22 protein-coding genes are annotated in these 24,629 nt (G+C 55.3%); 11 read left to right on the forward strand and 11 right to left on the reverse strand.

The features are described from left to right. The first annotated feature begins 211 nt into the window (after nucleotides 1-211). Both ldtB and ABR39_RS11195 read left to right on the forward strand, forming a co-directional pair. Nucleotides 212-1,132, forward strand: a complete 921-nt coding sequence (gene ldtB / locus ABR39_RS11190; RefSeq protein ID WP_047346998.1) for a L,D-transpeptidase — start codon at nucleotides 212-214, stop codon at nucleotides 1,130-1,132. A gap of 242 nt (nucleotides 1,133-1,374) precedes the next feature. After that, nucleotides 1,375-2,184 carry a glycosyltransferase gene (locus ABR39_RS11195; protein WP_048339040.1) on the forward strand — a complete coding sequence of 270 codons (810 nt, stop codon included), beginning with the start codon at nucleotides 1,375-1,377 and terminating at the stop codon, nucleotides 2,182-2,184. Between the two features lie 8 nt (nucleotides 2,185-2,192). On the opposite strand, the gene ABR39_RS11200 is transcribed toward ABR39_RS11195, so the two are convergent. From ABR39_RS11200 to mntR, 9 genes are all read right to left on the reverse strand, one after another. Next, on the reverse strand, nucleotides 2,193-2,909 hold the full coding sequence (locus tag ABR39_RS11200) for a GntR family transcriptional regulator (protein ID WP_047346999.1): 717 nt from the start codon (nucleotides 2,907-2,909) through the stop codon (nucleotides 2,193-2,195). Between the two features lie 15 nt (nucleotides 2,910-2,924). After that, a complete protein-coding gene (locus tag ABR39_RS11205; protein ID WP_047347000.1) occupies nucleotides 2,925-4,247 on the reverse strand; it encodes a PTS sugar transporter subunit IIC in 1,323 nt (440 codons plus the stop codon). Between the two features lie 51 nt (nucleotides 4,248-4,298). Further along, entirely contained in the window at nucleotides 4,299-5,675 is a 1,377-nt protein-coding gene (locus ABR39_RS11210; protein WP_047347001.1) for a glycoside hydrolase family 1 protein, read from the reverse strand. 163 nt (nucleotides 5,676-5,838) lie between these two features. Further along, on the reverse strand, nucleotides 5,839-6,876 hold the full coding sequence (locus tag ABR39_RS11215; RefSeq protein WP_047347002.1) for an aldo/keto reductase: 1,038 nt from the start codon (nucleotides 6,874-6,876) through the stop codon (nucleotides 5,839-5,841). A gap of 104 nt (nucleotides 6,877-6,980) precedes the next feature. Continuing rightward, a complete protein-coding gene (locus ABR39_RS11220) occupies nucleotides 6,981-8,504 on the reverse strand; it encodes an efflux transporter outer membrane subunit (RefSeq protein ID WP_047347003.1) in 1,524 nt (507 codons plus the stop codon). Continuing rightward, the gene (locus ABR39_RS11225) at nucleotides 8,504-10,075 is read right to left on the reverse strand and encodes a DHA2 family efflux MFS transporter permease subunit (RefSeq protein ID WP_047347004.1); all 1,572 of its coding nucleotides are present in this window, start codon (nucleotides 10,073-10,075) and stop codon (nucleotides 8,504-8,506) included. Before ABR39_RS11225 ends, ABR39_RS11220 begins: the two co-directional genes overlap by 1 nt. Next, a complete protein-coding gene (locus tag ABR39_RS11230) occupies nucleotides 10,072-11,166 on the reverse strand; it encodes an HlyD family secretion protein (protein WP_047347005.1) in 1,095 nt (364 codons plus the stop codon). Before ABR39_RS11230 ends, ABR39_RS11225 begins: the two co-directional genes overlap by 4 nt. A 101-nt stretch (nucleotides 11,167-11,267) precedes the next feature. Beyond that, the gene (locus ABR39_RS11235; protein WP_047347006.1) at nucleotides 11,268-12,377 is read right to left on the reverse strand and encodes an anion transporter; all 1,110 of its coding nucleotides are present in this window, start codon (nucleotides 12,375-12,377) and stop codon (nucleotides 11,268-11,270) included. Further along, nucleotides 12,374-12,847: a manganese-binding transcriptional regulator MntR gene (gene mntR / locus ABR39_RS11240; RefSeq protein ID WP_023335001.1), complete on the reverse strand. Its 474-nt coding sequence runs from the start codon at nucleotides 12,845-12,847 to the stop codon at nucleotides 12,374-12,376. Before mntR ends, ABR39_RS11235 begins: the two co-directional genes overlap by 4 nt. A gap of 183 nt (nucleotides 12,848-13,030) precedes the next feature. On the opposite strand from mntR, the gene mntS reads away from it, so the two are divergent. Then, nucleotides 13,031-13,159, forward strand: a complete 129-nt coding sequence (gene mntS, locus ABR39_RS11245) for a manganase accumulation protein MntS (protein ID WP_014831181.1) — start codon at nucleotides 13,031-13,033, stop codon at nucleotides 13,157-13,159. Nucleotides 13,160-13,441: 282 nt separating this feature from the next. Further along, entirely contained in the window at nucleotides 13,442-15,025 is a 1,584-nt protein-coding gene (locus ABR39_RS11250; protein ID WP_047347007.1) for a phosphoethanolamine transferase, read from the forward strand. A 568-nt stretch (nucleotides 15,026-15,593) separates the two neighbouring features. On the opposite strand, the gene ompX is transcribed toward ABR39_RS11250, so the two are convergent. Then, the gene (ompX, locus tag ABR39_RS11255) at nucleotides 15,594-16,112 is read right to left on the reverse strand and encodes an outer membrane protein OmpX (RefSeq protein ID WP_008501173.1); all 519 of its coding nucleotides are present in this window, start codon (nucleotides 16,110-16,112) and stop codon (nucleotides 15,594-15,596) included. 354 nt (nucleotides 16,113-16,466) lie between these two features. Between ompX and rhtA the strand changes: the two genes are divergently transcribed. The 6 genes from rhtA (at nucleotide 16,467) to ybiO (ending at nucleotide 23,064) form a co-directional block, all read left to right on the forward strand. Next, the gene (gene rhtA / locus ABR39_RS11260) at nucleotides 16,467-17,354 is read left to right on the forward strand and encodes a threonine/homoserine exporter RhtA (protein WP_047347008.1); all 888 of its coding nucleotides are present in this window, start codon (nucleotides 16,467-16,469) and stop codon (nucleotides 17,352-17,354) included. A gap of 299 nt (nucleotides 17,355-17,653) precedes the next feature. Next, nucleotides 17,654-18,157 (forward strand): DNA starvation/stationary phase protection protein Dps, encoded by a 504-nt coding sequence (gene dps / locus ABR39_RS11265; protein WP_010428924.1) that lies wholly within the window; start codon nucleotides 17,654-17,656, stop codon nucleotides 18,155-18,157. A gap of 362 nt (nucleotides 18,158-18,519) precedes the next feature. After that, nucleotides 18,520-19,263, forward strand: a complete 744-nt coding sequence (gene glnH / locus ABR39_RS11270) for a glutamine ABC transporter substrate-binding protein GlnH (RefSeq protein WP_023310880.1) — start codon at nucleotides 18,520-18,522, stop codon at nucleotides 19,261-19,263. 84 nt (nucleotides 19,264-19,347) lie between these two features. After that, nucleotides 19,348-20,007, forward strand: a complete 660-nt coding sequence (gene glnP / locus ABR39_RS11275; RefSeq protein WP_010428919.1) for a glutamine ABC transporter permease GlnP — start codon at nucleotides 19,348-19,350, stop codon at nucleotides 20,005-20,007. Beyond that, complete coding sequence (gene glnQ, locus ABR39_RS11280) at nucleotides 20,004-20,726, forward strand: glutamine ABC transporter ATP-binding protein GlnQ (RefSeq protein ID WP_014069454.1); 723 nt, start codon at nucleotides 20,004-20,006, stop codon at nucleotides 20,724-20,726. Before glnP ends, glnQ begins: the two co-directional genes overlap by 4 nt. Nucleotides 20,727-20,850: 124 nt before the next feature. Beyond that, nucleotides 20,851-23,064: a mechanosensitive channel protein gene (ybiO, locus tag ABR39_RS11285; protein WP_047347009.1), complete on the forward strand. Its 2,214-nt coding sequence runs from the start codon at nucleotides 20,851-20,853 to the stop codon at nucleotides 23,062-23,064. A gap of 45 nt (nucleotides 23,065-23,109) precedes the next feature. Here ybiO and rlmF read toward each other — a convergent pair whose 3' ends face one another. Then, a complete protein-coding gene (gene rlmF, locus ABR39_RS11290; protein ID WP_047347010.1) occupies nucleotides 23,110-24,021 on the reverse strand; it encodes a 23S rRNA (adenine(1618)-N(6))-methyltransferase RlmF in 912 nt (303 codons plus the stop codon). 243 nt (nucleotides 24,022-24,264) lie between these two features. On the opposite strand from rlmF, the gene mcbA reads away from it, so the two are divergent. Further along, complete coding sequence (mcbA, locus tag ABR39_RS11295) at nucleotides 24,265-24,531, forward strand: DUF1471 family periplasmic protein McbA (protein ID WP_047347011.1); 267 nt, start codon at nucleotides 24,265-24,267, stop codon at nucleotides 24,529-24,531. The last annotated feature ends 98 nt before the right edge of the window (nucleotides 24,532-24,629 follow it).

Raw genomic sequence — 24,629 nt, forward strand, 5'->3', positions numbered from 1 at the left:
TGCGAAAAGTGTGATAAACACGGCATTATGCCACAATTCCGAATTGAGATCCCGTGTTGCGACTCTCCACTAAACTTTAACAAAATCGAAAAAAATGTGATTTCGTACACATCTGAATTCCCTGTTAGCGGGAATGCACATATAATGCGCTCCCATCACAGATTCAGACTTATCAACTCATCGCCTGAATGGCTTAGATACCTCGCACAACATGAACATGAAATTAACAACGCTTTTTGCGGCGGCGTTAGCCGTAGTAGGTTTTTGTAAGACCGCTTCTGCGGTGACGTATCCGCTGCCGACCGACGGTAGCCGTCTGGTGGGACAAAACCAGGTGGTCACCGTTCCGGAAGGTAACTCTCAGCCACTCGAGTATTTCGCTGCGCAGTACCAGCTGGGCCTGTCTAACATGCTGGAAGCGAACCCGGGCGTAGACCCGTATCTGCCGAAAGCGGGTACCGTGCTGAATATTCCTCAGCAGCTGATCCTGCCGGATACCGTTCACGAAGGTATCGTGATTAACAGCGCGGAAATGCGTCTGTATTACTACCCGAAAGGCACCAACACCGTTATCGTGCTGCCAATCGGTATCGGCCAGTTGGGTAAAGACACCCCAATGAACTGGACCACTAAAGTAGAGCGTAAGAAAGCGGGCCCAACCTGGACGCCTACGGCCAAAATGCACGCGGAATACATCGCTGCAGGCGAACCGCTGCCAGCCGTCGTTCCGGCAGGCCCGGATAACCCAATGGGTCTGTACGCGCTGTACATTGGCCGTCTGTACGCCATTCACGGTACTAACGCCAACTTCGGTATCGGCCTGCGCGTGAGCCACGGCTGCGTGCGTCTGCGTAACGAAGACATCAAGTTCCTGTTCGAAAACGTGCCGGTCGGTACGCGTGTGCAGTTCATCAACGAACCGGTGAAAGCGACGTCTGAGCCAGACGGCAGCCGCTACATCGAAGTGCACAACCCGCTGTCTACTAGCGAAGATCAGATCAACAACAACGAAGTCGTACCAGTTACGCTGAACAGCGCGGTGCAGGCTGTAACCTCTCAGGCTGACGTGGAAACGGCGATTGTCGATCAGGCTGTGCAGAACCGCTCCGGTATGCCGGTGCGTTTGAACTGATCAATCTGAAGCACTAAAGTATCTTATAAGACCCCAAATTATCGGGGTCTTATTCCTCCGCAATACCCACCATGCTTATCCTTTCGGAACAGCAATTAATGCTGTAAGTCCCATTCTTGCCATTTTCTGCTAAGTCAGCGGGGTTACATCTAATCCTCTAAGTGTTATGATGCGCCTACCTATAAAATCAGTATTATCTGTATTTATAGGGTCTTTTTATTTCCTGGAGCACACTTAGTTCGATGATCAGCATTAACTTAACAACAACAAAATCGCGCCTTTATCTCTGTTCGCAAACAGTGTGGTCACTGGCGAACCAGAGTAAGAAGGTCGATCAAATTGTTGTGTGGGTCTCCAGCACACCTTATCTCAGTGACGAAGGCATCACTGACGAGCCTGAATGGGTGCAGAAAATTCGCCAGACGGGTACAAACCTGATTTTTAAATGGGTTAAAAATACCGGGCCTTATCGTAAATTGTTTCCGGCGCTACAAGCTGCAACCGAAGACGATATTCTGATTTATGCCGACGATGACGCTATCTATAACGAAATTTGGGCAGAAACCCTGCTGAATGATTTCTACCGCCACAATCAGGAATATGTGGTTGCTGCGCGCGTGCGTGAAACAGTAAAGAAGAAGAAAGAACTTCTTGATACCTATCGTAATTTTCCGCTTATCACCGTGCCAAAAGTTGTTGAGCAAAACTATATCATCACTGGTCTCGGTGGCGTTGTGCTCAAGAAAAATATGATTCCGGAGTATTTCCATTTTAACGAGGATTTTATTAAGGTCTGTCCTCGCGCGGATGATATTTGGATCAGCAAACTGATTCAGCTCACCAAAACACCAGTTTATGTTTCTGCACAGAGTATTCGTTTTGTTCATGAGATAATCCATGACTATGGTTTATCTCGCGACAATACCAGCAAAATAAAACGCTCCTGGCTTCAAAAAATCCGCTTTACATTGAAGCCTGGTCAAATCCAGCATCTGTGTCAGAACGATCTTTACATAAAAGACACGGACAGCTATTTCGAGTCGTGCGCCTGAAAACCTGATTACCCGTTATTCACGATCACGATCCCGCCGTGGTCGTAACGATAGTGACAGTGCGCATACTCCAGCGGTGTGCCATCCTCCAGATAGATCACCTGCTCGACCTCCAGCACCGGGTCGCTCTCTGCACAGACCAGATGCAGCATGTCCAGCGCGTTCGGCTTTAATGCCCGCACCACCCGGTACGACCCCATAATTTTCAGCCCCAGCGTCTCCTGGAGATACTGGAACACCGAACCTTCAAGATGGCTTTTCGTCAGGCCGGGTACCAGATTCATCGGCATCACCGTGGAATCCAGCGACATCGGCTCGCCGTTCAGCAAACGCAGACGAATAAAGTCATAGATCGGCGCATCGGCGTTAATCATCAGCGACGCCTGCTCTTTCTCGTTCGGGAAGCGCAGTTCAAAATGCACCACCTGGCTGGTCACCGTTCCAAGATGCTCCCAGGTTTTGGTGGCGCCAAAGTAGTCGCTGCCGGAGAGATCCCACTGCGAGAGCTGGAGGAAATTTTTACGGATGAACGTTCCCTGCCCCTGACGGGTGTAGACCAGCCCTTCGACAATCAGCTGACGCATGGCCTGCTGAATGGTCATTCGGCTGGTGCTGAACTCCGCCGCCAGCGCAAACTGGTCCGGCAGCGGTTCATTGGCGGCGTACTGCTGGCTGATAATGCGTTTCTTAATTTCCCGCGCTATGGTGATGTACTTCGCCGCCATCGTCCTTCCTTTCTGTTAGTTTTCTATCCCGCTGTTTTTCAACGCCACTCTCTCGGCAATCTTGAGGAAAGGCAGGTAGAAGAATACACCAAATACGATGATTGCCAACTGCACCACCACCGCCCGCCAGTCCCCCGCCGTGGCCAGCCAGGCGCTCAGGATCGGCGGCGTGGTCCACGGGATCATTACCACGCAGCGCGACATTAACCCCAGCGTGGTACAGAGCCAGGCGAAGTAAATGCCGATAGCGGGCAGCAGCACGAACGGGATCATCAGCGGCAGGTTAAACACAATCGGCAAACCGAAAATCACCGGCTCGTTGATGTTGAACAGACCCGGCGCCAGCGACAGACGCGCCACCTGCTTCGCCGACTTTTGTCGGGAGAAGATAAAGATGGCGATCAGCAGCGAGATAGTGCTGCCCGTGCCGCCCACCATGCCAAACGTCGGCACGAAGATGTTGTTGATGATGTGCGGGATCGGCTGTCCGTTGGCAAAGGCCAGCATATTTTCGTTGGTGTTGATCAGCAGGAACGGCTCCAGCACCACGCTGTTCACCACCGACTGGTGAATACCCAGCGTGAACAGGAAGTTACCAAAGCTGTAGATGAAAATCGTCCCCGGCAGGCTTGTGTTGATCAGCCGCAGGGGCTGCTGGATAAAGGTCGTAATAAGATGGATCAGGTCCGTGTGCAGCACGTTTGCCAGTATGGCCGCCAGCACTGCGAACAGCGAAAGCGTGAGAATGGTCGGGATCAGCGCGGTAAAGGATTTGCTCACCGCCGGCGGCACGTTTTCCCCGAGGGAAATGTGCAGCGCCTTCAGCCGCGAGATGGCAATAAACACTTCTGTTGAAAGCAGCCCGATCAGCACCCCGGCAAAAATCCCGGTGGAGCCGATATTGGCGAACGTCAGCACCTGGGTGACGTTCACCGCGGTATTGCCGCCGACAGGCGTAATCTGCAGGCGCATCGGCATCATAATAATAAAGCTGCTGACGGCGATAACCACTGCCGAGACCGGATTGTCGAAATCTTTGTTGCGCGCCAGCGACCAGGCAATCATCGGCGCCAGCAGCAGCGCGGCGATGTTCAGCGTCCCGTTGATAATCGCCTCGCCCCACACCTTGAAGTGCGCGAGCGTGTCGCCGTCAAAAATCCACGGGAATACCACGTTGTTCACCAGCACCGCCAGACCGGCGAGGATGAAAATCGGCATCACCGTGGCGAAGGCGTCGCGCAGGGAGCGCAGGTGCACCTGGTTTGCCAGGCGCGCCGAGAACTCTACAAACTTGTCGACAAAGGACTGCATATGCGGTGTTATTTTTGTTTCAGACATAGCGGATAGTTCCCATCAATCAGTCACAAAAACGGCCCGGCAGCGTACGGCTTACATCTCGCGTCCGTTGGTATGGATAACCTGTTTTAACCACGCGTAGCTCTTCTTCGGCACGCGCTTCAGGTCTTTCAGGTCGTGGTTTTCACGGTTGACATAGACCACGCCGTAGCGCTTACGCATGTCTCCCTGAGAGCTGAGAATGTCGATCAGGCCCCAGCCGAGGTAGCCGATCACCTCTGCTCCGTCTTCGAACATTGCCGCTTTCATCGCCTCGATATGCGCCCGGTGGTAGTCGATGCGGTAGGTATCCTCAATCGGGTTTATACCGTCCCAGGACTCAATCACCCCAATGCCGTTTTCGATCGGGAATACCGGCAGGCGCCAGTCGTTGGCGTAGCGGGTAATGATGGTGCGAAAACCGAGCGGATCGATCTGCCAGTTCCACTCGGTGGCCTTCAGGTACGGGTTATTTTTCTCGCCGTGCAGCAGGTAATAATTCACCGGCGTGCCTTCCGGGATCGCATCGCTGTCCAGCGTTTTACTGGCGTAATAGCTGAAGGCCATATAGTCATTCTTTGTACGGGCGAACAGCGCCAGGTCCTCAGCCCGGTAGATATCGCCAAAGCCTTCCTGCTCCACCACCGCCATCACCGCCGGGCTGTAGCCCTGACCGGCAAAGACGCGCAGCAGGTTCTGGTTGAGGAACTCGTCGTACTGCTGGGCGCAGAAGATATCGCGCGGTTTGCAGGTGGCCGGGTAAATCAGCTGGTGCGCCAGCATGCCGCCCATCAGCTGGCCCGGCTTAGTCTGGTGCAGGTACTCGGTCAGCGACATGTGCGCCACCATGGTGTGGTGCTGTAACTCGTACAGCTCGCGCAGGGTTTGCTCGCCTTTCATATAGCCGGAAATGCGGAACGCTTCCGGCATATGGAAGATGTTCTGCTCGTTGAAGGTCAGCCAGTACTTCACGCGGTCGCCATAGCAGTCGATCATCTTTTTGCCGTAGCGGATAAAGGCGTCCATTACCCGGCGGTCATTGAAGCCGTTGTACTCCTGCGCCAGCGCCAGCGGCATATCGAAGTGGTAGAGGCAGATCATCGGCTCAATGCCGCGGGCAATCAGATCGTCGATAAAACGGTCGTAAAACGCGATGCCCTCGTCGTTAAACTCGCCGTCACCCTGCGGGCAGACGCGGCTCCATGAGATCTGGAAGCGGTAGCAGTTCATGCCCAGATCCTGCATCAGATCGAAATCTTCCCGGTAGCGGTGGTAGGAGTCTGTCGCCACTTTCCAGTCGGAGATGTTCTCCCCGGCTTCCCGAATGTCATACACCGACATCCCCTTCCCGCCCTCATTCCAGGCACCTTCCGTCTGCATGCTGGATACGGAGTTGCCCCATAAAAAGTTGGCCGGCAGTGAATTGTTCATGGTCTCTCCCTATATGACTAGTCATTTAAAATTTCATGACTAGTCATATAGGCGAAGATGAAATGAGGATCAAAGAGGAGGATCGTTTTTTGTGAGATGGGTTGAAATAATGACCAGGGAAAGTAGCCCCGGTAAGCGAAGCGCCACCGGGGAAGAAGGGATATTACTGTGCGAGCTGGTTGCGGCGATACTCACCCTGCCGCTCCAGCATCCAGCCGGGATATTCGCGCGGCAGCGCGCTGACCGCATCAAGCTGTTTAAGCTCGTCTTCGCTCAAGCGGATCCCGGTCGCGGCAATATTGTCGTCCAGCTGATCGATACGTTTGGCACCGATAATGACGCTGGTCACCGCTTTCTGGTGCAGCAGCCACGCCAGCGCGATTTGCGCCACGGAGACGCCTTTATGCTCGGCAATGGTGCGCATCACGTCCACGCAGTCGAAGGCGCGCGCTTTATCCACCGGCGGGAAGTCAAACTCCAGACGGCGACTACCGGCTTCACCCTGTCCGTCGCGGCCATATTTTCCGCTCAGCAGACCGCCCGCCAGCGGGCTCCAGACCATCAGCCCGACGCCTTCGCTCTGCATCATCGGCACCAGCTCGCGCTCAAGATCGCGTCCGGCGATGGTGTAATACGCCTGGAGCGATGCGAAACGCGCCAGCCCGAGGCGTTCAGAAATACCGAGCGCTTTGGCAATCTGCCACGCCGCCCAGTTCGAGACGCCGATATAGCGCACGTGGCCGTGCTGCACCAGGTTATCCAGGGCATAAAGCGTCTCTTCGATCGGCGTGGCGGGGTCAAAGCCGTGAAGCTGGTAGAGATCGATATGATCGAGCTGCAGGCGGCGCAGGCTCTCCTTCACGCTGCTGATAATGTGATAGCGCGAGCTGCCGCGCGAGTTCACCCCTGCGCTACCCGTTTCACCGAACACCTTGGTGGCGACCACCACGTTTTCGCGCGGGACGTTCAGGTTTTTCAGCGCCTGCCCGAGGATCGCCTCCGAGCGGCCTTCCGAATAGACGTCGGCGGTGTCGATAAAGTTGATGCCCGCGTCCAGCGCGCGGCCCACCAGCTGCTCGGCTTCATTTTGCTGGAGCTGACCAATCTTGCCCCACATGCCGCCTTCACCGCCGAACGTCATGGTGCCGAGGCACAGTTCAGAAACAAACAGTCCGGTATTGCCCAGTTTTTGATAACGCATAACGCTTTCCTCGCATGTCGATTGGGTGTCTGTTAGTTATACCCGCCGCTCAGCCATCGCGAATGTGGCGTTCCTGTCCGTTTCTTGCCCAATCCTCTGAAAATTTATCCGCGCGGGGCGTCGCCAAAGACGCTGTAATCCGGTAACTGCACCTGCTGATACGGCTCCCAGCCGCCGCCGAGCGCCTTGTAGAGCGCGACCAGGTCGAGCGCGCTTTGCACCTGAGCCTGCGCGCGCTGCTGCTCGGCCTGCGCCAGCTGCCGCTGGGCGTCCAGCACGTCGATAAAACTGGCGATGCCCTGCCGGTAGCTGTCGCTCGCCAGGTCAAACGCGTTTTGCAGCGCATCGATGGTTTTCGCCAGCCCCGCTTCACGCTGCTGGTCGGTGCGATAGCTCACCAGCGCGTTTTCGACATCGCCGAGCGCTGTTAGCACCGTCTGGCGATAGTCCAGCACCGCCGCGCCCTGCTGCGCCCGCGCGACCTTCACGCTGGAGACCAGCCGTCCGCCCTGGAAGATAGGGATAGAGACCTGCGGACCAAAGCTGTAGAAGTGGCTGCTCCAGTCGGTCAGCCAGTTGCTTTCGCTGTTTCGCAGGCCAAACTGCCCGGAGAGGGTAAAGCTCGGGAACAGCTCCGCCACCGAAACGCCGATTTGCGCCGTGGCGGCATGCAGATTCGCCTCCGCTTCGCGCACGTCCGGCCGGCGTCGCGCCAGCGTCGACGGAATGCCCGTTTGTACGATATCCGGCAGGGCTGGCATCGGCTGCACGCTTTGCAATTCCGCATCCAGCGCGCCGGGCGGCTTGCCGAGCAGGATTGCCAGACCGTTCATCGCCTGGCGCTCCTGCGCCTGATACTGCGGCAGCTGTGCTTCGAGATTGCCCAGCTGCGCACGGGCGTTTTCCACGTCCATCTGCGGAGACAGCCCGCCGCGCTGGCGGCTTTCGGTCAGGTCCAGCGTCTGCTGGGCGCTTTTTATCTGGGTATTCAGCGTGGCGATAATGCTCTGCGCCCCGCGCAGCTGCAGCCAGGCGCGCGCCACTTCCGCTTCCAGCGACACCAGCGCGTCGTTGCGCTGCTCTATCGCCGCCTTCTGCTGCGCTTCTGCCGCCTCCACCTGCCGGCGCACCTTGCCCCACAGATCGATTTCCCACTGGGCGTCGAAGCTGCCCTGATAAAGGTTAATCGGCTGCGTCAGCGGGCCTAACGCGCCCCGCAGTTCAGGATCGACATTATCAAGCTGATCGTACACGCCGTGGGATTTCAACTCCCCTTCCAGGCCGAGCTGCTGGCGCGTCGCCTGCAGATTGCCATTCACCGACGGGTAAAACGCCCCGCCTGCCTGGTTAATCTGTTCACGCGCTCCCGCGATGCGCAGCACCGTTTGCTGCAGCGTCAGGTTTCCGGCAATGGCGCGTTCAACCAGGCTGTCGAGCTGCGGCGAGCCGAAGGTTTTCCACCAGCGCGGGTTGGTCGCGGCGGAAGTGGTTTGTGATTTCACCGCGCTGTCGCCCTTATCGTTCCAGTGCGTAACGGCGGGCGGCGCGGGCTGCTGGTAGTCTGGCCCGACGGCGCAGCCCGCCAGCAGCATCATTATCATCAGAGGGTGTAAACGTCTGTGTATCATCAGTGTGCTCCTGCACTCCCCTCGCTCTTAACCGGCGAGAGCAACAAACAAAACGGAATCAATAGCAAAGCCACCGCGCTCAGAATGGTAAAGACGTCGATGTAGGCCAGGAAGCGCGACTGCTCAATCATGGTCTGGTACATGCGTCCGGTGGCAATCCCGGTGGGGTCCCCTACCTGGGTGGTGAAGTTCTGGATTGCCTGGGCGCTTTCGCGTATCGCCTGCTGGAATTGCTCATTGAAAGGCGAGGCGTGGTACGCAAGGTGCGCGCTGTACGCCTGCGAGCGCTCGGTAATCGCCGCCGTCGACAGCGAAATCCCAACCGACCCCGCAACGTTACGGAACATGGTGAATAACGCTGCGGCATCGGCGTTGAGCCGCCTTGGAATCGAAATAAAGGCAATGGTGGTGAGCGGCACAAACAGGAACCCCAGCCCTATCGACTGTGCGCTGCGGAACAGCACCAGAGTTTCGAAGTCAATATCCGGCGTCAGCGTGCGCGACCAGAAGAACGACACCGCCAGGCAGGTAAAGCCAAAGGCAATAATCCACCGCGTCTGCACCACCGGCATCAGCTTCAATACCAGCGGGATAGTTAAGACGATCAGCACCGCCCCGGGCGACAGCACCAGCCCGGACCAGGTGGCGGTATAGCCCAAATCCTGCTGCGCCAGCTGCGGGATCACCACCGAGCTGCCGTACAGGATCATCGCCATACCGGCCATCAGCAGGCTGGAGACGGCGAAGTTGCGGTCCTTCATGCAATGAAGATCAACCACCGGCTTTTTGGCATATACCAGCCAGTAAATCGCGCCGATAATGCCGACAAGCGTCAACACGGCGAAAGTACGAATAAAGTTCGAGTAGAACCAGTCTTCATCTTCCCCCCGGTCCAGCATCACCTGCAGGCAGCCCAGCCCCAGCGCGATCAGGCCGATCCCCGTCCAGTCGATGGTCAGCTTCTCTTTTGATTTGCTCTCCCACGGCGGATCTTCCAGCAGCTGGTAGATCGCCAGCACCGTCACAATCCCCACCGGAATGTTAATAAAGAACACCCAGCGCCAGGAGTAGTTGTCGGTGATCCAGCCCCCCAGCGTCGGGCCGAGAACCGGCGCAACGATGATGGCGATGGAGGAAAGCCCAAACGCTTTGCCGCGATCCTCGGGTTTGAAGTAGTCGAGCAGCACCGACTGCTGCGTAGGCTGGAGTCCGCCGCCAAAAAAGCCCTGCATCACGCGGAACAGGATGATCTGCCATAGCTCGGTGGCGATCCCGCACAGGAACGAGCAGACGGTGAACATAACGATGCAGATCAGGAAGAACTGCTTGCGGCCAAACACCCGGCTCAGAAACGCCGAGATGGGCAGCACAATGCCGTTCGCAACCAGATAGCTGGTTAACACCCAGGTGGATTCGTCATAGCTGGACGAGAGCGAACCCGCCACGTGGGGCAGCGCCACGTTGACGATGGTGGTATCGAGGATCTCCATAAACACCGCCAGGGTGACGACAATCGCCACCGCCCACGGATTGCTGGCGGGCTTCCAGCTGTCGTGGCTGTGATCCGTCATTCCACCGTCACCTTCGGTTCCACCGACAGCCCCAGCGGCAGCGGTTTGTTGGGATCCAGGCCTTTATCAATGACGATTTTGACCGGCACGCGCTGCACAATTTTAACGAAGTTGCCGGTGGCATTTTCTGCCGGGAAGGCGGAGAAGCGCGAGCCGCTGCCCTGCTGAATACTGTCAACGTGCCCTTCAAGCTCCATATCCGGCCATGCGTCAACGGACACGGTGACCTTATCACCCGGCTTCATGCGCTCGAGCTGCGACTCTTTAAAGTTCGCCACCACCCACACGTTCGGGGATACCAGCGAGAACAGCGCCGTTCCCGCCTGCACCAGCGTACCGGGCTGCACGTTGCGTTTGGTGACAACGCCGTCGAACGGGGCGCGGACTTCGGTATAGGAGAGGTTCAGATTTGCCGTTTCCAGCTGGGCTTTAGCCTGATCGACCTGACGCTCGCGCGCTTCAACGTTGGTTTCCTGCTGGCGGATTTGCAGCTGTACCTGCTCTGCCACTTCCAGCTGCGCCTGGGCGCTGGCCAGCCCTGCCTGTGCGCTACGCAGCTGTGCGTTAGCGGAATCAATACTTTGCTGGGTGGTTGCACGCGGGTCGACGCCGCGCTGGCGACGGTACTCTGCCTGCGCATTCGCCAGATCGGCCTGCGCTTTCAGCACCTGCGCCTTGGCTTCGTCACGCTGGGCGGGATACTGGACTTTTGAGAGCGCAAGCTGCGCCTGGGCCTGGTGCAGCTGCGCGATGGCCAGCCCAAGCTGGGCCTGAGCCTGATCGCGCTGTGCGGTAGTATCTCGCGGATCGATGACCACCAGCAGATCGCCCTTTTTCACGCGCTGGTTATCGCGCACGCGCAGCTCGGTGACGTAGCCTGCCGTTTTGGGGGCAATCGTCACCACGTCGCCGTCGGTAAAGGCGTCGTCAGTCGTCTCTTCGTTACGGGTTAAAAACCACCAGACCAGCGCCACGACGACCATTACCACCACGACAATGCCGAGGATAATTAACGGTTTTTTGCCCGGGCGCTTACGCTCATTATTGTTTTTGTCCTGCTCGTCAGCAGGCGGATTTTGATCTTCAGCCATAGGTCAGCAACGGTCCTGTCAGTGAGCGGCATCACACTATGCCGTTCACTAAAGCTAGGACGTTGCTATACGTTTGCCAGGAAAAACTGACAAATTGCGCACTATATGAGAAGGAATATTCCGAAACCGATCGCCGCGGCCCACATCAGCATCGGGATCGACCAGAGATGGAAGCGCCACCAGATGCGACGGTCGTTAGCCATTCGCAGGGCAATCAGGTTCGCCAGCGAACCGGGCAGCAGACCAAACCCGCCGATGTTAACGGCCCAGGCCAGCAGCGTATCCGGCGGAACATAGTTGAGCAGCAGAATGGTGGAAGGCACGTTGCTGATTACCTGCGACAGGCCAATCGCCGTCAGCCACAGTCCCGGCTGAGACAGCGTACTGACGCTGTGCAGCACGTTTTGCAGCACCGGAAGCTGGATAAGAAGATGCACATCAATAAACATCGCCATAAAGACCAGCAGAAGCGTCCAGTCCACGCTCACCAGCACGCGGCGCGCCAGCACGACGAAACCCGCCGCGACGAGCAGGACGCCCGCCAGCTCATACTTCAGCTCCAGTGCGAACAGAAAGACGATGTATAACCCAAGGCAGCTCCAGACCAGACGAGGCTGCCACTGCGGGCCGGTTGTTCCGCTGTGGTACTGCAGTTTTTTATCCGGAAACGCAAACCAGCACACCGCCAGCAGCGACAGCATCATCACCAGCGCCAGAGGGGCCATCTGCCAGGTAAAGGCGGCGAACGACAGTCCGGAACGTCCCCAGAGAAGGATATTTTGCGGGTTGCCAATAGGCGTTAACAGCGAGCCGGCGTTGACGGCCAGCGCTTCAAAGATGATCAAGCGGCTGACCGGGATCTCGCACAGTTTACGCAGCGTTAGCGTGAGGGGCACGATGATAAACAGCGCCACATCGTTGGTCAGAAACGTCGACAGCACCGCGGCGGAGAACACCATAAACAGGGACAGCCTGCGCTCGGTGGCAAAGCGGCGCACCATTTTACGTCCCAGCACGTCAAAATAGCCGCTCAGCTCGACCCCTTTGGTGAGCATCATTAAGCCGCTCAGGGTAATGATAGTGCGCCAGTCAATGGCGGCAGGCCAGGCGCGCGGTGCAAACGGCACAAAGAGGCTTAATGCTGCGCCAATGAGTAATAAGAGATGGAAGAAACGATCGCGTGCCAGGGCCTGCAGTCCAGGGATTTTCATTCAGCGGAGGGACCATACTTAAGCGTAAATTCACGAAACTTCACCAGCGTCTCTTCGCTAACGTGGTGCTCCATTCCTTCCGCATCCCGGCGGGCAATCTCCGGGCTGACGCCCAGCACCAGTAAAAAATTCTCGACAAGCTGATGGCGCTCGCGGCTCTCCTGCGCGAGCTTTTCCCCTTCTGGCGTCAGAAAGACACCGCGCCAGGGGATCATTTCAATTAAGCCCACGGAGGCCAGGCGTTTTAACATTTTAGCGACAGTCGGTTGCGAAACCCCCAGCCTGGCGGCCATATCGACCTGACGCGCTTCCCCGACCTCACGGATCAGATCGGAAATGAGCTCAACATAATCATCAATCAGTTCACGCCGGTGCGCTTCACGGACCTGGCGAAAACCTTCGACATGTTCTTCAACATTCACCAGTTGCGTCGTTTTCCTCATTGTTGGCTTACCTGCGCGACGGTTCATTGTACTTCCTCAGTGGGGTGACGCTTCCAGCGCCCGGTATCGAGAGCGCACATTGTAAACCATAGCTCTGCAAGCACAAAAAATTAACGAAATAGCCATAGCTATACAATATAGCCTGTGCTATATCTGTATGTAATGCAGTCACCCTTCACGGATCGAAGGGATCAAAAATCAGGAGGTCTTATGAACGAATTCAAGAGGTGTATGACCGTGTTTACCCACTCTCCCTTTAAAGTGCGCTTGATGCTGTTGAACATGCTGTGCGATATGTTTAACAACAAACCGCATCAGGACGATAAACCTTCCCACTAAGCGGCGTTGCGGTACGCCGCGTCATTTTCCCGTCACAATCTCGCTGTAAACTGGCTTCCAGCCGCCTTATTCCCGATCTTTTTTACGGATTTGCAGTCCCCTTCGCAAAACATCTGCTTAGCAACTGTTGATATTATTTACCGCTCGCACTATCTTCTTGCAGCCCTGCACAATTTGCGGCTCGCTGAAGCGGACCCTATTCCCTCTCCACGCACTGTCAGGCAGGTTATGACCCTTGACGCCAGGGTGAGCACATGGCGTTTTCATCCATGATAGTGACCTATGAATTTAACCCTGATAGATACCGTTGTGACCCGCAGCCGGGCCTTAAGCCCGTGGACGGGTTTTTACTTTTTGCAGTCATTACTGATTAACTTTTCGCTGGGTTACCCCTTTAGTCTGCTCTACGCGGTGGCTTTCACCTGCGTGCTGCACGTGCTGTGGCGAGCCGCACCGCGCGTGCAAAAAGCAGTAATCGGGATCTGTTCATTGGTCGCTGCGCTCTATTTCCCGTTTGGTCAGGCGTACGGCTCGCCAAACTTTAATACCCTACTGGCGTTGCACTCGACCAATATGGAAGAGTCGACGGAGATCCTGACGATCTTCCCGTGGTACAGCTACGTGGTCGGGCTCTTTATCTTCGCGTTGGGCGTCATCGCCATCCGCCGTCAGTCGGGCGAGAAAAAATCCTGGGGCAAGATCGAAATACTCTGTCTGGTGTTCAGCATTGCCGTGGCGTTTGTCGCCCCCATCCAGAATATTCCCTGGGACGGTAAGTTAAGGCTCATCAATATCGGCTATCCGGTATTCCGCTTCGTGAAAGACGTCGTTGTAAATAATAAAGAGGTGCTCGACGAACAGGCGCGTATGGCTGAGCTTTCCAATATGAAAGACACCTGGAACGTACTGGCCGTGAAGCCGAAATACCACACCTATGTGGTGGTGATTGGCGAAAGCGCACGTCGCGATGCGATGGGGGCGTTTGGCGGACACTGGGATAACACCCCGTTTGCGAATACGGTTAAAGGCACCCTGTTTACCGATTACGTCGCGGCCAGCGGGTCGACGCAAAAATCGCTCGGCCTGACGCTTAACCGCGTGGTGGATGGCAAACCGCAGTATCAGGATAATTTTGTGACCCTGGCAAACCGCGCGGGTTATCAGACATGGTGGTTCTCCAATCAGGGGCAGATTGGCGAATACGATACGGCCATCGCCAGCATTGCTAAGCGTGCTGACGAAGTGCAGTTCCTGAAGAGCGGCGACTTTGAAGCGGACAAAAACACCAAAGACGAAGCGCTGCTGAAAATGACGGCACAGGTGTTCGCCACCCCGCGCACCCAGCCTCAGCTGATTGTCCTGCACCTGATGGGGTCACACCCGCAGGCCTGCGACCGAACTGGCGGGAAGTATGCGCAGTTCGTGCAGTCTAAAGAGACCTCGTGCTATCTCTACACCATGACGCAAACCGACGACCTGCTCAGCAAGCTGTACGAGCAGTTACGCAACACGGGCGAAAGCTTCTCCATGGTCTATTTCTCGGATCACGGGCTGGCGTTCAAAGAGCGCGGTAAAGAGGTGCAGTATCTGGCGCACGATGACAAGTTCCAGCAGAACTTCCAGGTGCCGTTTATGGTGCTGTCGAGTGATGATAAAACGCATCGCGTTATTAAAGCGCGTCGTTCAGCGAATGATTTCCTGCAGTTCTTCTCGCAGTGGACGGGGATTAAGGCCGAGCAGATAAAAAGTGCTTACCCGTTTGTCTCAAACAAGAAAGCGCCCCCAGTGTACGTTACCAACTTCAAGTTACAGAAAGTTGACTACAACCATCTGGGTACGGATATGTTTGATATTAAGAGTAAGTAGCGGTCTGATGCCCTCACCCAGTGGGCTGAGGGATCCCCACAAAATAATGCCAGCACAGTCGGCTCCCTCTCCCTTAAGGGAGAGGGCTGGGGTGAGGGGGAACATACGGCTCTGGTGGTCATTCCGTTCACTTTATTTTCCTTGCTACTCTGTAACGGCATGACCTGTGAACGTGCCAGGGTGGCTCAGTCGCCACCACCCTGGCGACCCGGGCTCCCGGCGGTAAATCGCCGCTTCGCGGTACCCTCGGCTTATTCCTTCAGGCTATCGGGTCGGGCATGAGCCTGCATCCCTGCAGGCCACGCCCTCTCGGCGCATCCCTGCGCCTCGCCCCGGCCTTACGGAAACGCCTCGGCGATTTACAGCCGGACCAGGACATCGCTGTAAGTCATTAATTTTGCTGAAACAACATTCGTTGCTTTCGGTAAAAAAATTACTGGGGAACCCTCTCCCACGGGGAGAGGGAACAAACACTAAAAACGGCAACCTTGGGTTGCCGTTTTGCTTTTGTCTTCCACAAAAAAAATCCGCCACATTGGGCGGATTTTTTATTGGCTCACCGAAGTGATTAGAAGCGGTAACCTACGCCCGCGATCCAGGTGCCAACGTCAACGTTGCGGATACGGCTCTGCTCATAAGAGAAGTCCAGAGCAACGTCCTGGATTGGGTTGAACTGCAGGCCTGCGCCATAGGAGAAGCCATAGTCGCTGTTGCTTGCAGTGCGGTTCAGACCTTCGTTTTCGGTCTGCTGGAATTTACCGTAGCCAACACCTACAACACCGTAGATGCTTGCCCAGTCATTCAGACGGTAAGCTGGACCAGCAGTGATACCGTAGTACTGGCCTTTGTTGTATGCGCCGTTTTCAGAACGATCTTTCTCGGTGTAGGTGAAAGAACCGATCACGCCCAGTGGGTTGTTATCCTGCTCGTAGCGATACTTCAGGTTGAAACCGTTAGCTTTGTTCATCACGCCCTGATAGTCGCTCTGAGCGTAACCACCAGTAACAGTAGAAGTAGCAGCTACAGCGGTACCTGCGGAAACAGCCAGTACAGCGGCCAGTGCTGAAAGACATGCAATTTTTTTCATAACCACCTCAAATGTGCTTCAAGTAAGTCCGTAAGTTTTAAATATATCAAAAAAATTTGCGAAACTCTTTGTGATTCGTGATGTCTAATGAAACCTTTCCTGTAACAGAACGTTTCCATCGTCAGCTATCTCTTTCAAATCACATGCAATTTTCACTACTAAATGCGCATAGTGCGCGCACGCGCCGTTACATTCATCCAGATTATTCCTAATCTATCAGGCGATAAATCCACCAGCGCTTAACCATTTTACGGATTTCACGAGGTTTTTTTTCAACAGCGCCTCAACCGTTGCCGCTTATTTCCTTTACACTGCAACCTTTACTTCGTTTGACATAAGCTGACAGGAGAAAGGATGCCTGGGTTATCCCGCACGTCGTCGGTCTGGTTGCCGGTAGCCGTCATACTCATTGCCATGTTGTCCATTCAAAGCGGTGCTTCGCTGGCCAAATCGCTTTTCCCGCTGGTTGGCGCGCCTGGGGTTACCGCCCTGCGTATCGTGCTGGGCACGGCAATACTGGTGGTCATTTTCAAACCCTGGCGTCTGCGCTTCAAAAAAGAGCAGCGTCTGCCTCTGCTGTTTTATGGACTCTCACTCGGGGCGATGAACTATCTGTTCTACCTCTCCATTCAAACAATACCGCTGGGGATTGCCGTCGCGCTGGAGTTTACCGGCCCGCTGGCCGTGGCGCTTTTCTCCTCACGACGTCCGGTTGATTTTATCTGGGTCATATTAGCCGTGCTGGGCTTATGGTTCCTGCTTCCGCTGGGCCAGAACGTCTCTGAGATCGATCTCACGGGCGCAGCGCTGGCGCTGGGTGCAGGTGCCTGCTGGGCTATCTATATATTAACAGGCCAGCGCGCAGGGGAAGAGCATGGACCGGCGACGGTCGCGTTAGGTTCACTCATCGCCGCTATCGTCTTTGTGCCCATCGGCATGGCGCAGGCGACGGAATCTATCTGGCAATGGTCCGTTATGCCCGTCGGGCTGGCGGTCGCGATTCTCTCCACCGCACTCCCCTACTCTCTGGAAATGATTGCCCTTACGCGCCTGCCGACACGCATTTTTGGCACGCTGATGAGCATGGAGCCTGCACTTGCGGCGATTTCCGGGATGGTATTCCTCGGCGAAACCCTGACATTGACCCAGACGCTGGCGCTCTGCTCAATTATCGCCGCGTCAATGGGCTCGACGCTCACCATGCGCCCTGAACCAAAAGTTGAGAAGGTAGATATCAGCTAAGGCCATATATTCTGCATGGCTTCGGGGCCATGCAGAATAAAGGCCAGAATGCGAGGTATTATAATTTCTTACAAACATTGTCATATTCACGAAATATCCCTCCACGGTAACTCCCCCATCCCGCAATTAAGATTGATCTGTATCAATTTATAAAATTATCATTAATTTCAATAAATTAAATTCTCAACCTCCTTTTTGCTATTAAACCGATAGGCACAGCCAGACCGCAGAGAAAAAATCCGGTGCTATACTTAGTTTCGAAATTACCTGGGACATAAACATCAAGAGGATATGAGATTATGAGTACCGCTAAACTGGTGAAAACGAAAGCGTCTAATCTGCTTTATACCCGTAACGATGTATCGGATAGCGACAAAAAGGCGACCATTGAGTTGCTGAATCGCCAGGTGATCCAGTTCATCGATCTTTCGCTGATCACCAAACAGGCCCACTGGAATATGCGCGGTGCAAACTTTATTGCCGTTCATGAAATGCTGGATGGCTTCCGCACGGCACTGGTTACCCACCTTGATACGATGGCTGAACGTGCCGTTCAGCTAGGCGGCGTCGCGCTGGGTACCACGCAGGTGATCAACAGCAAAACGCCACTGAAGAGTTATCCGCTGGATATCCATACCGTTCAGGATCACCTGAAAGAGCTGGCGGACCGCTACGCGATTGTGGCCAATGACGTGCGCAAAGCGATTGGCGAAGCCAAAGACGAAGATACCGCAGATATTTTTACCGCCGCCTCCCGCGACCTGGATCAGTTCCTGTGGTTTATCGAATCTAACATCGAATAATTCATACGAATTTTCTATCAAACCCTCGCCCTCCGGTGAGGGTTTTGCACATCTATGGTGCACGCTTTTTGCCTGAGACAGTGCAAAAGTGAAGAAATTGTAATAATCACCTCACACAACCGTTAACGAAAGATTGTTTTTTCGTCAGAATTTCCGCTAAATGTCTCTCCGTCAGTTGCCCCAAACGAAGCGCACCAAAACAGTGCTCCACTTTGGTGCAATAAAACCTCATTGCCCCATTTATTGTGCAATGCATGACATCATCCCCTTTGCAAAACAATAGCTTGTAAAGTTGGCACGATTTTTTCATTGTGCCACCTGTTCTCGCAGGGGATCGCCCCGTGGATATAAAAGGAAATGCTATGAAGTCTGTATTAAAAGTTTCACTGGCTGCACTTACCCTGGCTTTTGCGGTGTCCTCTCAGGCTGCCGACAAACTGGTTGTGGCGACCGACACGGCGTTCGTTCCGTTTGAATTCAAACAGGGTGATAAATACGTTGGTTTTGATGTGGATCTGTGGGCCGCTGTCGCAAAAGAACTCAAACTGGATTACACCCTGAAGCCAATGGACTTCAGCGGCATCATCCCGGCACTGCAAACCAAAAACGTGGATCTGGCGCTGGCGGGTATCACCATCACCGATGAACGTAAAAAAGCGATCGACTTCTCTGACGGCTACTACAAAAGCGGCCTGCTGGTCATGGTTAAAGCCGATAATAACGACGTAAAAAGCGTAAAAGATCTCGACGGCAAAGTGGTTGCGGTGAAGAGCGGCACCGGTTCCGTTGATTACGCAAAAGCGAATATCAAAACCAAAGACCTGCGTCAGTTCCCGAACATCGACAACGCGTACATGGAACTCGGCACCAACCGTGCTGACGCTGTTCTGCACGACACGCCTAACATCCTGTACTTCATCAAAACGGCGGGCAACGGCAAGTTCAAGGCCGTGGGCGAGTCTCTGGAAGCCCAGCAGTACGGTATCGCGTTCCCGAAAGGCAGCGACGATCTGCGCACGAAAGTTAACGGCGCGCTGAAAACGCTGAAAGAGAACGGCACCTATAACGAAATCTACAAAAAATGGTTCGGCACCGAGCCTAAATAATAAGACGTAAAAATGACGTTCACTCGGGGGCGACCTTTCGCCCCTGCTATTTTTGAAACACGGTAACAGTAACAGGAAATTATCATGCAGTTTGACTGGAGCGCCATCTGGCCTGCCATTCCACTCTTGCTTGAAGGCGCTAAAATGACCCTGTGGATTTCGGTCCTGGGTCTGGTTGGTGGGTTGATTATCGGTCTTGTCGCCGGTTTCGCCCGCACCTACGGCGGCTGGATCGCAAACCACATCGCACTGGTTTTCATCGAAGTGATCCGCGGCACTCCTATTGTCGTGCAGGTCATGTTCATCTACTTCGCCCTGCCAATGGCCTTCAATGACCTGCGCATCGACCCGTTCAGCGCAGCCGTCGTCACCATTATGATCAACTCAGGGGCCTACATTGCGGAAATTACCCGCGGTGCGGTGCTGTCGATTCATAAAGGTTTCAGTGAAGCCGGTCTGGCGTTGGGCCTTTCTCGTCGCGAAACGATCCGCCACGTTATTCTGCCGCTGGCGCTGCGCCGCATGCTGCCGCCGCTCGGTAACCAGTGGATCATCAGCATTAAAGATACGTCGCTGTTCATCGTTATCGGCGTGGCTGAGCTGACCCGTCAGGGACAGGAGATCATCGCCGGCAACTTCCGCGCGCTGGAAATCTGGAGTGCGGTAGCCGTTGTCTACCTGATCATTACTCTGGTTCTGAGCTTCGTTCTGCGTCGTCTTGAAAGAAGGATGAAAATCCTGTGATTGAATTTAAAAACGTTTCCAAGCACTTTGGCCCAACCCAGGTGCTGCACAATATTGATTTGAACATTAAGCAGGGTGAAGTGGTGGTCATTATCGGGCCGTCCGGTTCCGGTAAATCGACGCTGCTGCGCTGCATCAACAAGCTGGAAGAAATCACCAGCGGCGATCTGATCGTCGACGGTCTGAAAGTGAACGACCCGAAAGTGGACGACCGTCTGATTCGTCAGGAAGCGGGCATGGTGTTCCAGCAGTTCTACCTGTTCCCGCACCTGACGGCGCTGGAAAACGTGATGTTTGGCCCGCTGCGCGTGCGCGGCGCCAACAAAGCGGCGGCGGAAGCGCTGGCAAAAGATCTGCTGGCGAAAGTGGGCCTGGCAGAGCGTGCGCACCACTACCCTTCCGAGCTGTCCGGCGGCCAACAGCAGCGCGTGGCTATTGCCCGCGCGCTGGCGGTTAAACCTAAAATGATGCTGTTTGATGAGCCAACCTCTGCCCTTGACCCAGAGCTGCGTCACGAAGTGCTGAAAGTCATGCAGGATCTGGCAGAAGAAGGGATGACGATGGTTATCGTGACCCACGAAATCGGCTTTGCTGAGAAAGTGGCTTCCCGCCTGATCTTTATTGATAAAGGCCGTATCGCTGAAGACGGTAACCCGCAGGAACTGATTGCGAACCCGCCAAGTCAGCGCCTGCAGGAGTTCCTGCAGCACGTCTCCTGATCCATCGCTTCACGCTAAGCCGGGCATGCCCGGCTTTTTTACGCCAGATTGTTCCCAAAAATCCCCCGCCGCGCCCCGACTTCTATACTTATCATTTTGTTCGACATTTTCACCGGAGGACGCCGTGCCGTGGATCCTGTTGCTGTTGATAAGCCTGTTTAGTACGCCATCGTTTGCCGTCGCGATCCCCGGCGTCACCACCGGAACCACCGCGACGACGAACAGCACGCCGCCACCCGAGCCCGATGCCGAACAGAAAAAAGCTGCCTACAGCGCCCTTGCCGACGTCCTTGAGAATGACACCTCCCGGCAGGAGCTCATCGGCCAGCTGCGAAAAGTGGCCGCCACGCCGCCGCAGGAGCAGGTGCCTGACATTACCCCGCCTCAGGAGGAGGAGCAAAAAACGGTGCTGGAAAACGTCACCGACGTGAGCCGCCACTATGGTGAAGCGCTCTCCTCGCGCTTTGCCCAGCTCTATCGCAACCTGATTGGCTCACCGCATAAGCCCTTTAACCCACACACCTTTACCGCCGCCGCCACGCAGTTCCTGATGCTGGCGGGCGCGGTATTTCTTTTTTACTGGCTGGTACGCCTGTGCGCGTGGCCGCTGTACCGCAAAATGGGGCAATGGGGGCGCAGGAAAAATCAGGAGAAAAGCAGCTGGCTCCATCTGCCTTTAATGATCGCCTCAGCGTTTATCATCGATTTACTGCTGCTGGCGTTGACGCTGTTTTTAGGCCAGATGCTGGCCGACAGGCTGAATGCAGGCAACAAAACCATCGCCTTCCAGCAATCGCTTTTCCTGAATGCCTTTGCGCTGATTGAGTTCTTCAAGGCGCTGCTGCGGTTACTCTTTTGTCCGCACGTTCCGGCGCTGCGCCCTTTTTCGATTCGCGATGAGAGCGCGAAATACTGGGCACTGCGTCTGAGCGTGCTCAGCGGGCTGATTGGCTACGGCCTGCTGGTTGCGGTGCCGATCATCTCCAACCAGGTGAACGTCCAGTTTGGCGCCCTGGCAAACGTGATTATCATGCTCTGCATTACCGTCTGGTCGCTGTACCTTATCTTCCACAATAAAAAGACCATCACTGAGAGCCTGCTGCATCTGGCCGATCGCTCCCTCTCGTTCTTTAGCCTCTTTATTCGCGCGTTCGCCCTGGTGTGGCACTGGCTGGCAAGCGCTTACTTCATTGTGCTGTGCTTCTTCTCGCTGTTCGATCCGGGAAACAGCCTGAAATTTATGATGGGGGCCACTTTCAAAAGCCTGGCGATTATCGGCATCGCGGCGTTTGTATCCGGCCTGCTGTCGCGCTGGATATCGAAGACCATTACCCTGTCACCACAGGTTCAGCGCAATTACCCTGAGCTGCAAAAACGGGTGAACGGCTGGATGTCGGTATCGCTCAAGGTGGCGCGCATTCTGACCGTCTGCGTGGCGATTATGCTGCTCCTGAATGCGTGGAGCCTGTTTGATTTCTGGAACTGGCTGCATAACGGCGCAGGCGAAAAGACCGTCGATATTTTAATTCGTATCGCCCTGATCCTGTTCTTCTCCGCCGTCGGCTGGACGCTGCTGGCGAGCCTTATCGAGAACCGTCTGGTATCGGATATTCACGGCAGGCCGCTGCCCAGCGCGCGGGCAAGAACGCTGTTAACCCTGTTCCGCAACGCGCTGGCGGTGATTATCAGTACCATCACTATCATGATTGTGCTGTCGGAAATCGGGGTGAACATCGCCCCGCTGCTGGCGGGGGCCGGTGCGCTGGGGCTGGCGATCTCCTTCGGCTCGCAAACGCTGGTGAAGGATATTATTACCGGCATTTTTATCCAGTTTGAGAACGGGATGAACACGGGGGATTTGGTCACGATTGGGCCGTTAACCGGCACGGTAGAGCGGATGTCCATACGCTCCGTCGGCGTGCGCCAGGACACCGGCGCGTACCACATCATTCCCTGGTCTTCGATCACCACCTTCGCCAACTTCGTCCGCGGTATTGGTTCCGTGGTGGCGAACTACGATGTGGATCGTCATGAGGATGCTGACAAAGCGAAGCAGGCGCTGCGGGATGCGGTAGAAGAGCTGATGCAGATGGACGATATTCGCGGGCTGGTGATCGGAGAGCCATCCTTTGCCGGCATTGTCGGGCTGACGAACACGGCATTTACCCTGCGCGTGTCGTTCACCACGCAGCCGCTGAAGCAGTGGACGGTGCGCTTTGCCCTCGACAGCATGGTGAAAAAACACTTCGATCTGGCGAACGTGCGGATGCCGGTGCAGACGTATCAGGTGTTGCCGCCACCCGCCTCTCCGCTCCCGCCGCAGGAGCCGACGCTGTAACCGAGCCGGGTGGCGGCTTCGCCTTACCCGGCCTACAACGGGGTGCTATTTGCGACGTTTGTTATCGTCCATAAACGACCAGGCGATAAAGCGGCTCTGTTTCTGGCCTTGCGCCATCTCTTTTTTCACCACTTTTACGGCGCCCGCTTCGGTCAGCGCGCGATAGAGTGGCGGCAGGTTATCCCCCCGGGAAACCAGAGTCGTGAACCACTTCACCTGGCGGCCAAACTGCTTGCTTTCCGCAATCATGCGCAGGATAAACGCCACTTCGCCACCTTCACACCATAGCTCCTGCTGCTGTCCGCCGAAATTCAGCGCGGCGTCCTCGGCCTGACCCAGGTTGCGGCGCTTGCGCTCGCTTCCCGCGCGGGCCGCTGCTGCCGAATCATGGAACGGCGGATTGCACATCGTCACGTCATAGCTTTCGTTTTTGTGAATAATGCCGTTGAAAATCGCGGCCGCATCTTTCTGACGGCGCAGGCGAATGGCGCGGCTTAAACCCGGGTTCGCGCTGATAATCGCCTGGGCGCTGGCAAAGGCCTCGTCACCGATTTCGCTTCCGGTAAAGCGCCAGTGATATTCATGCGCGCCGATCAGCGGGTAAATCAGGTTCGCCCCGGTACCGATATCCAGAACGGAGGCCTGCTCGGGAATCACTCCGTCACGATCGTCTGCGAGGAGATCGGCAAGATGATGGACGTAATCAGCGCGGCCCGGCACGGGCGGGCAAAGAAAACCTTCCGGAATATCCCAGTGAGCCACACCGTAAAAATGCGCCAGCAGGGCTTTGTTCAGCATTTTAACCGCCTGCGGGTCAGCAAAGTTGACCGACGGTTCACCCGCAGGAGTCTGGACAATGTAGTCCTGCAGCGGAGGGCAGCTCAGGCATAACGCATTCATGTCGTAGCGGCTGCGGTGGCGATTTCGCGGGTGCAATCCCGGCTTTTGGGAAGTCATGGCATTCTCCTTTAAACAGCGGCGTAAGATACCCTTTGCTGGCCCAACGGTAAATCTTTCTCTGTGACGCTTAAAAAACCGCCATAAATCAAACACCTTTATGTCTATGATCTGTCAGCGAATTGTCAATTAACATCGTTCAAAAAATAAGCAGATCATCATCAAATATTTGCGCTAAGTCACACTCGTCCGGCTTCTAAACTTATAGGGAATCACCTGTTGTTTCCTCATGAGGATGTGATTATGAAAAAATATCTGACCCTTGCTGTTCTCGCCGGCGTCCTGGCGGCCGCGTCATTCTCCGCCATGGCCGTTCAGTCCCTTACCCAGAGTACCGACACTAGCCAGCTGCGACCTGCGGGCACCGTCTCGGTAAGCCGTGCAAGCAATCTTGACGATCTGCAGGATAAACTGGCTGAAAAAGCCCGCCAGGAAGGTGCAAAAGGATTCGTGGTGAACTCCGCTGGCGGAGATAACCATATGTACGGCACAGCGACCATCTATAAATAACCAGCCTCTTCTACCAGACTGCATCTGCCCAACGGATGCAGTTCTCTTCCCCTCTCGCCTTGACTGTTCGTTTTTTGACCCCATAGTGAAATGTATAA

Source organism: Enterobacter genomosp. O (assembly GCF_001022965.1).
Classification (GTDB): Bacteria; Pseudomonadota; Gammaproteobacteria; order Enterobacterales; family Enterobacteriaceae; genus Enterobacter; species Enterobacter cloacae_L.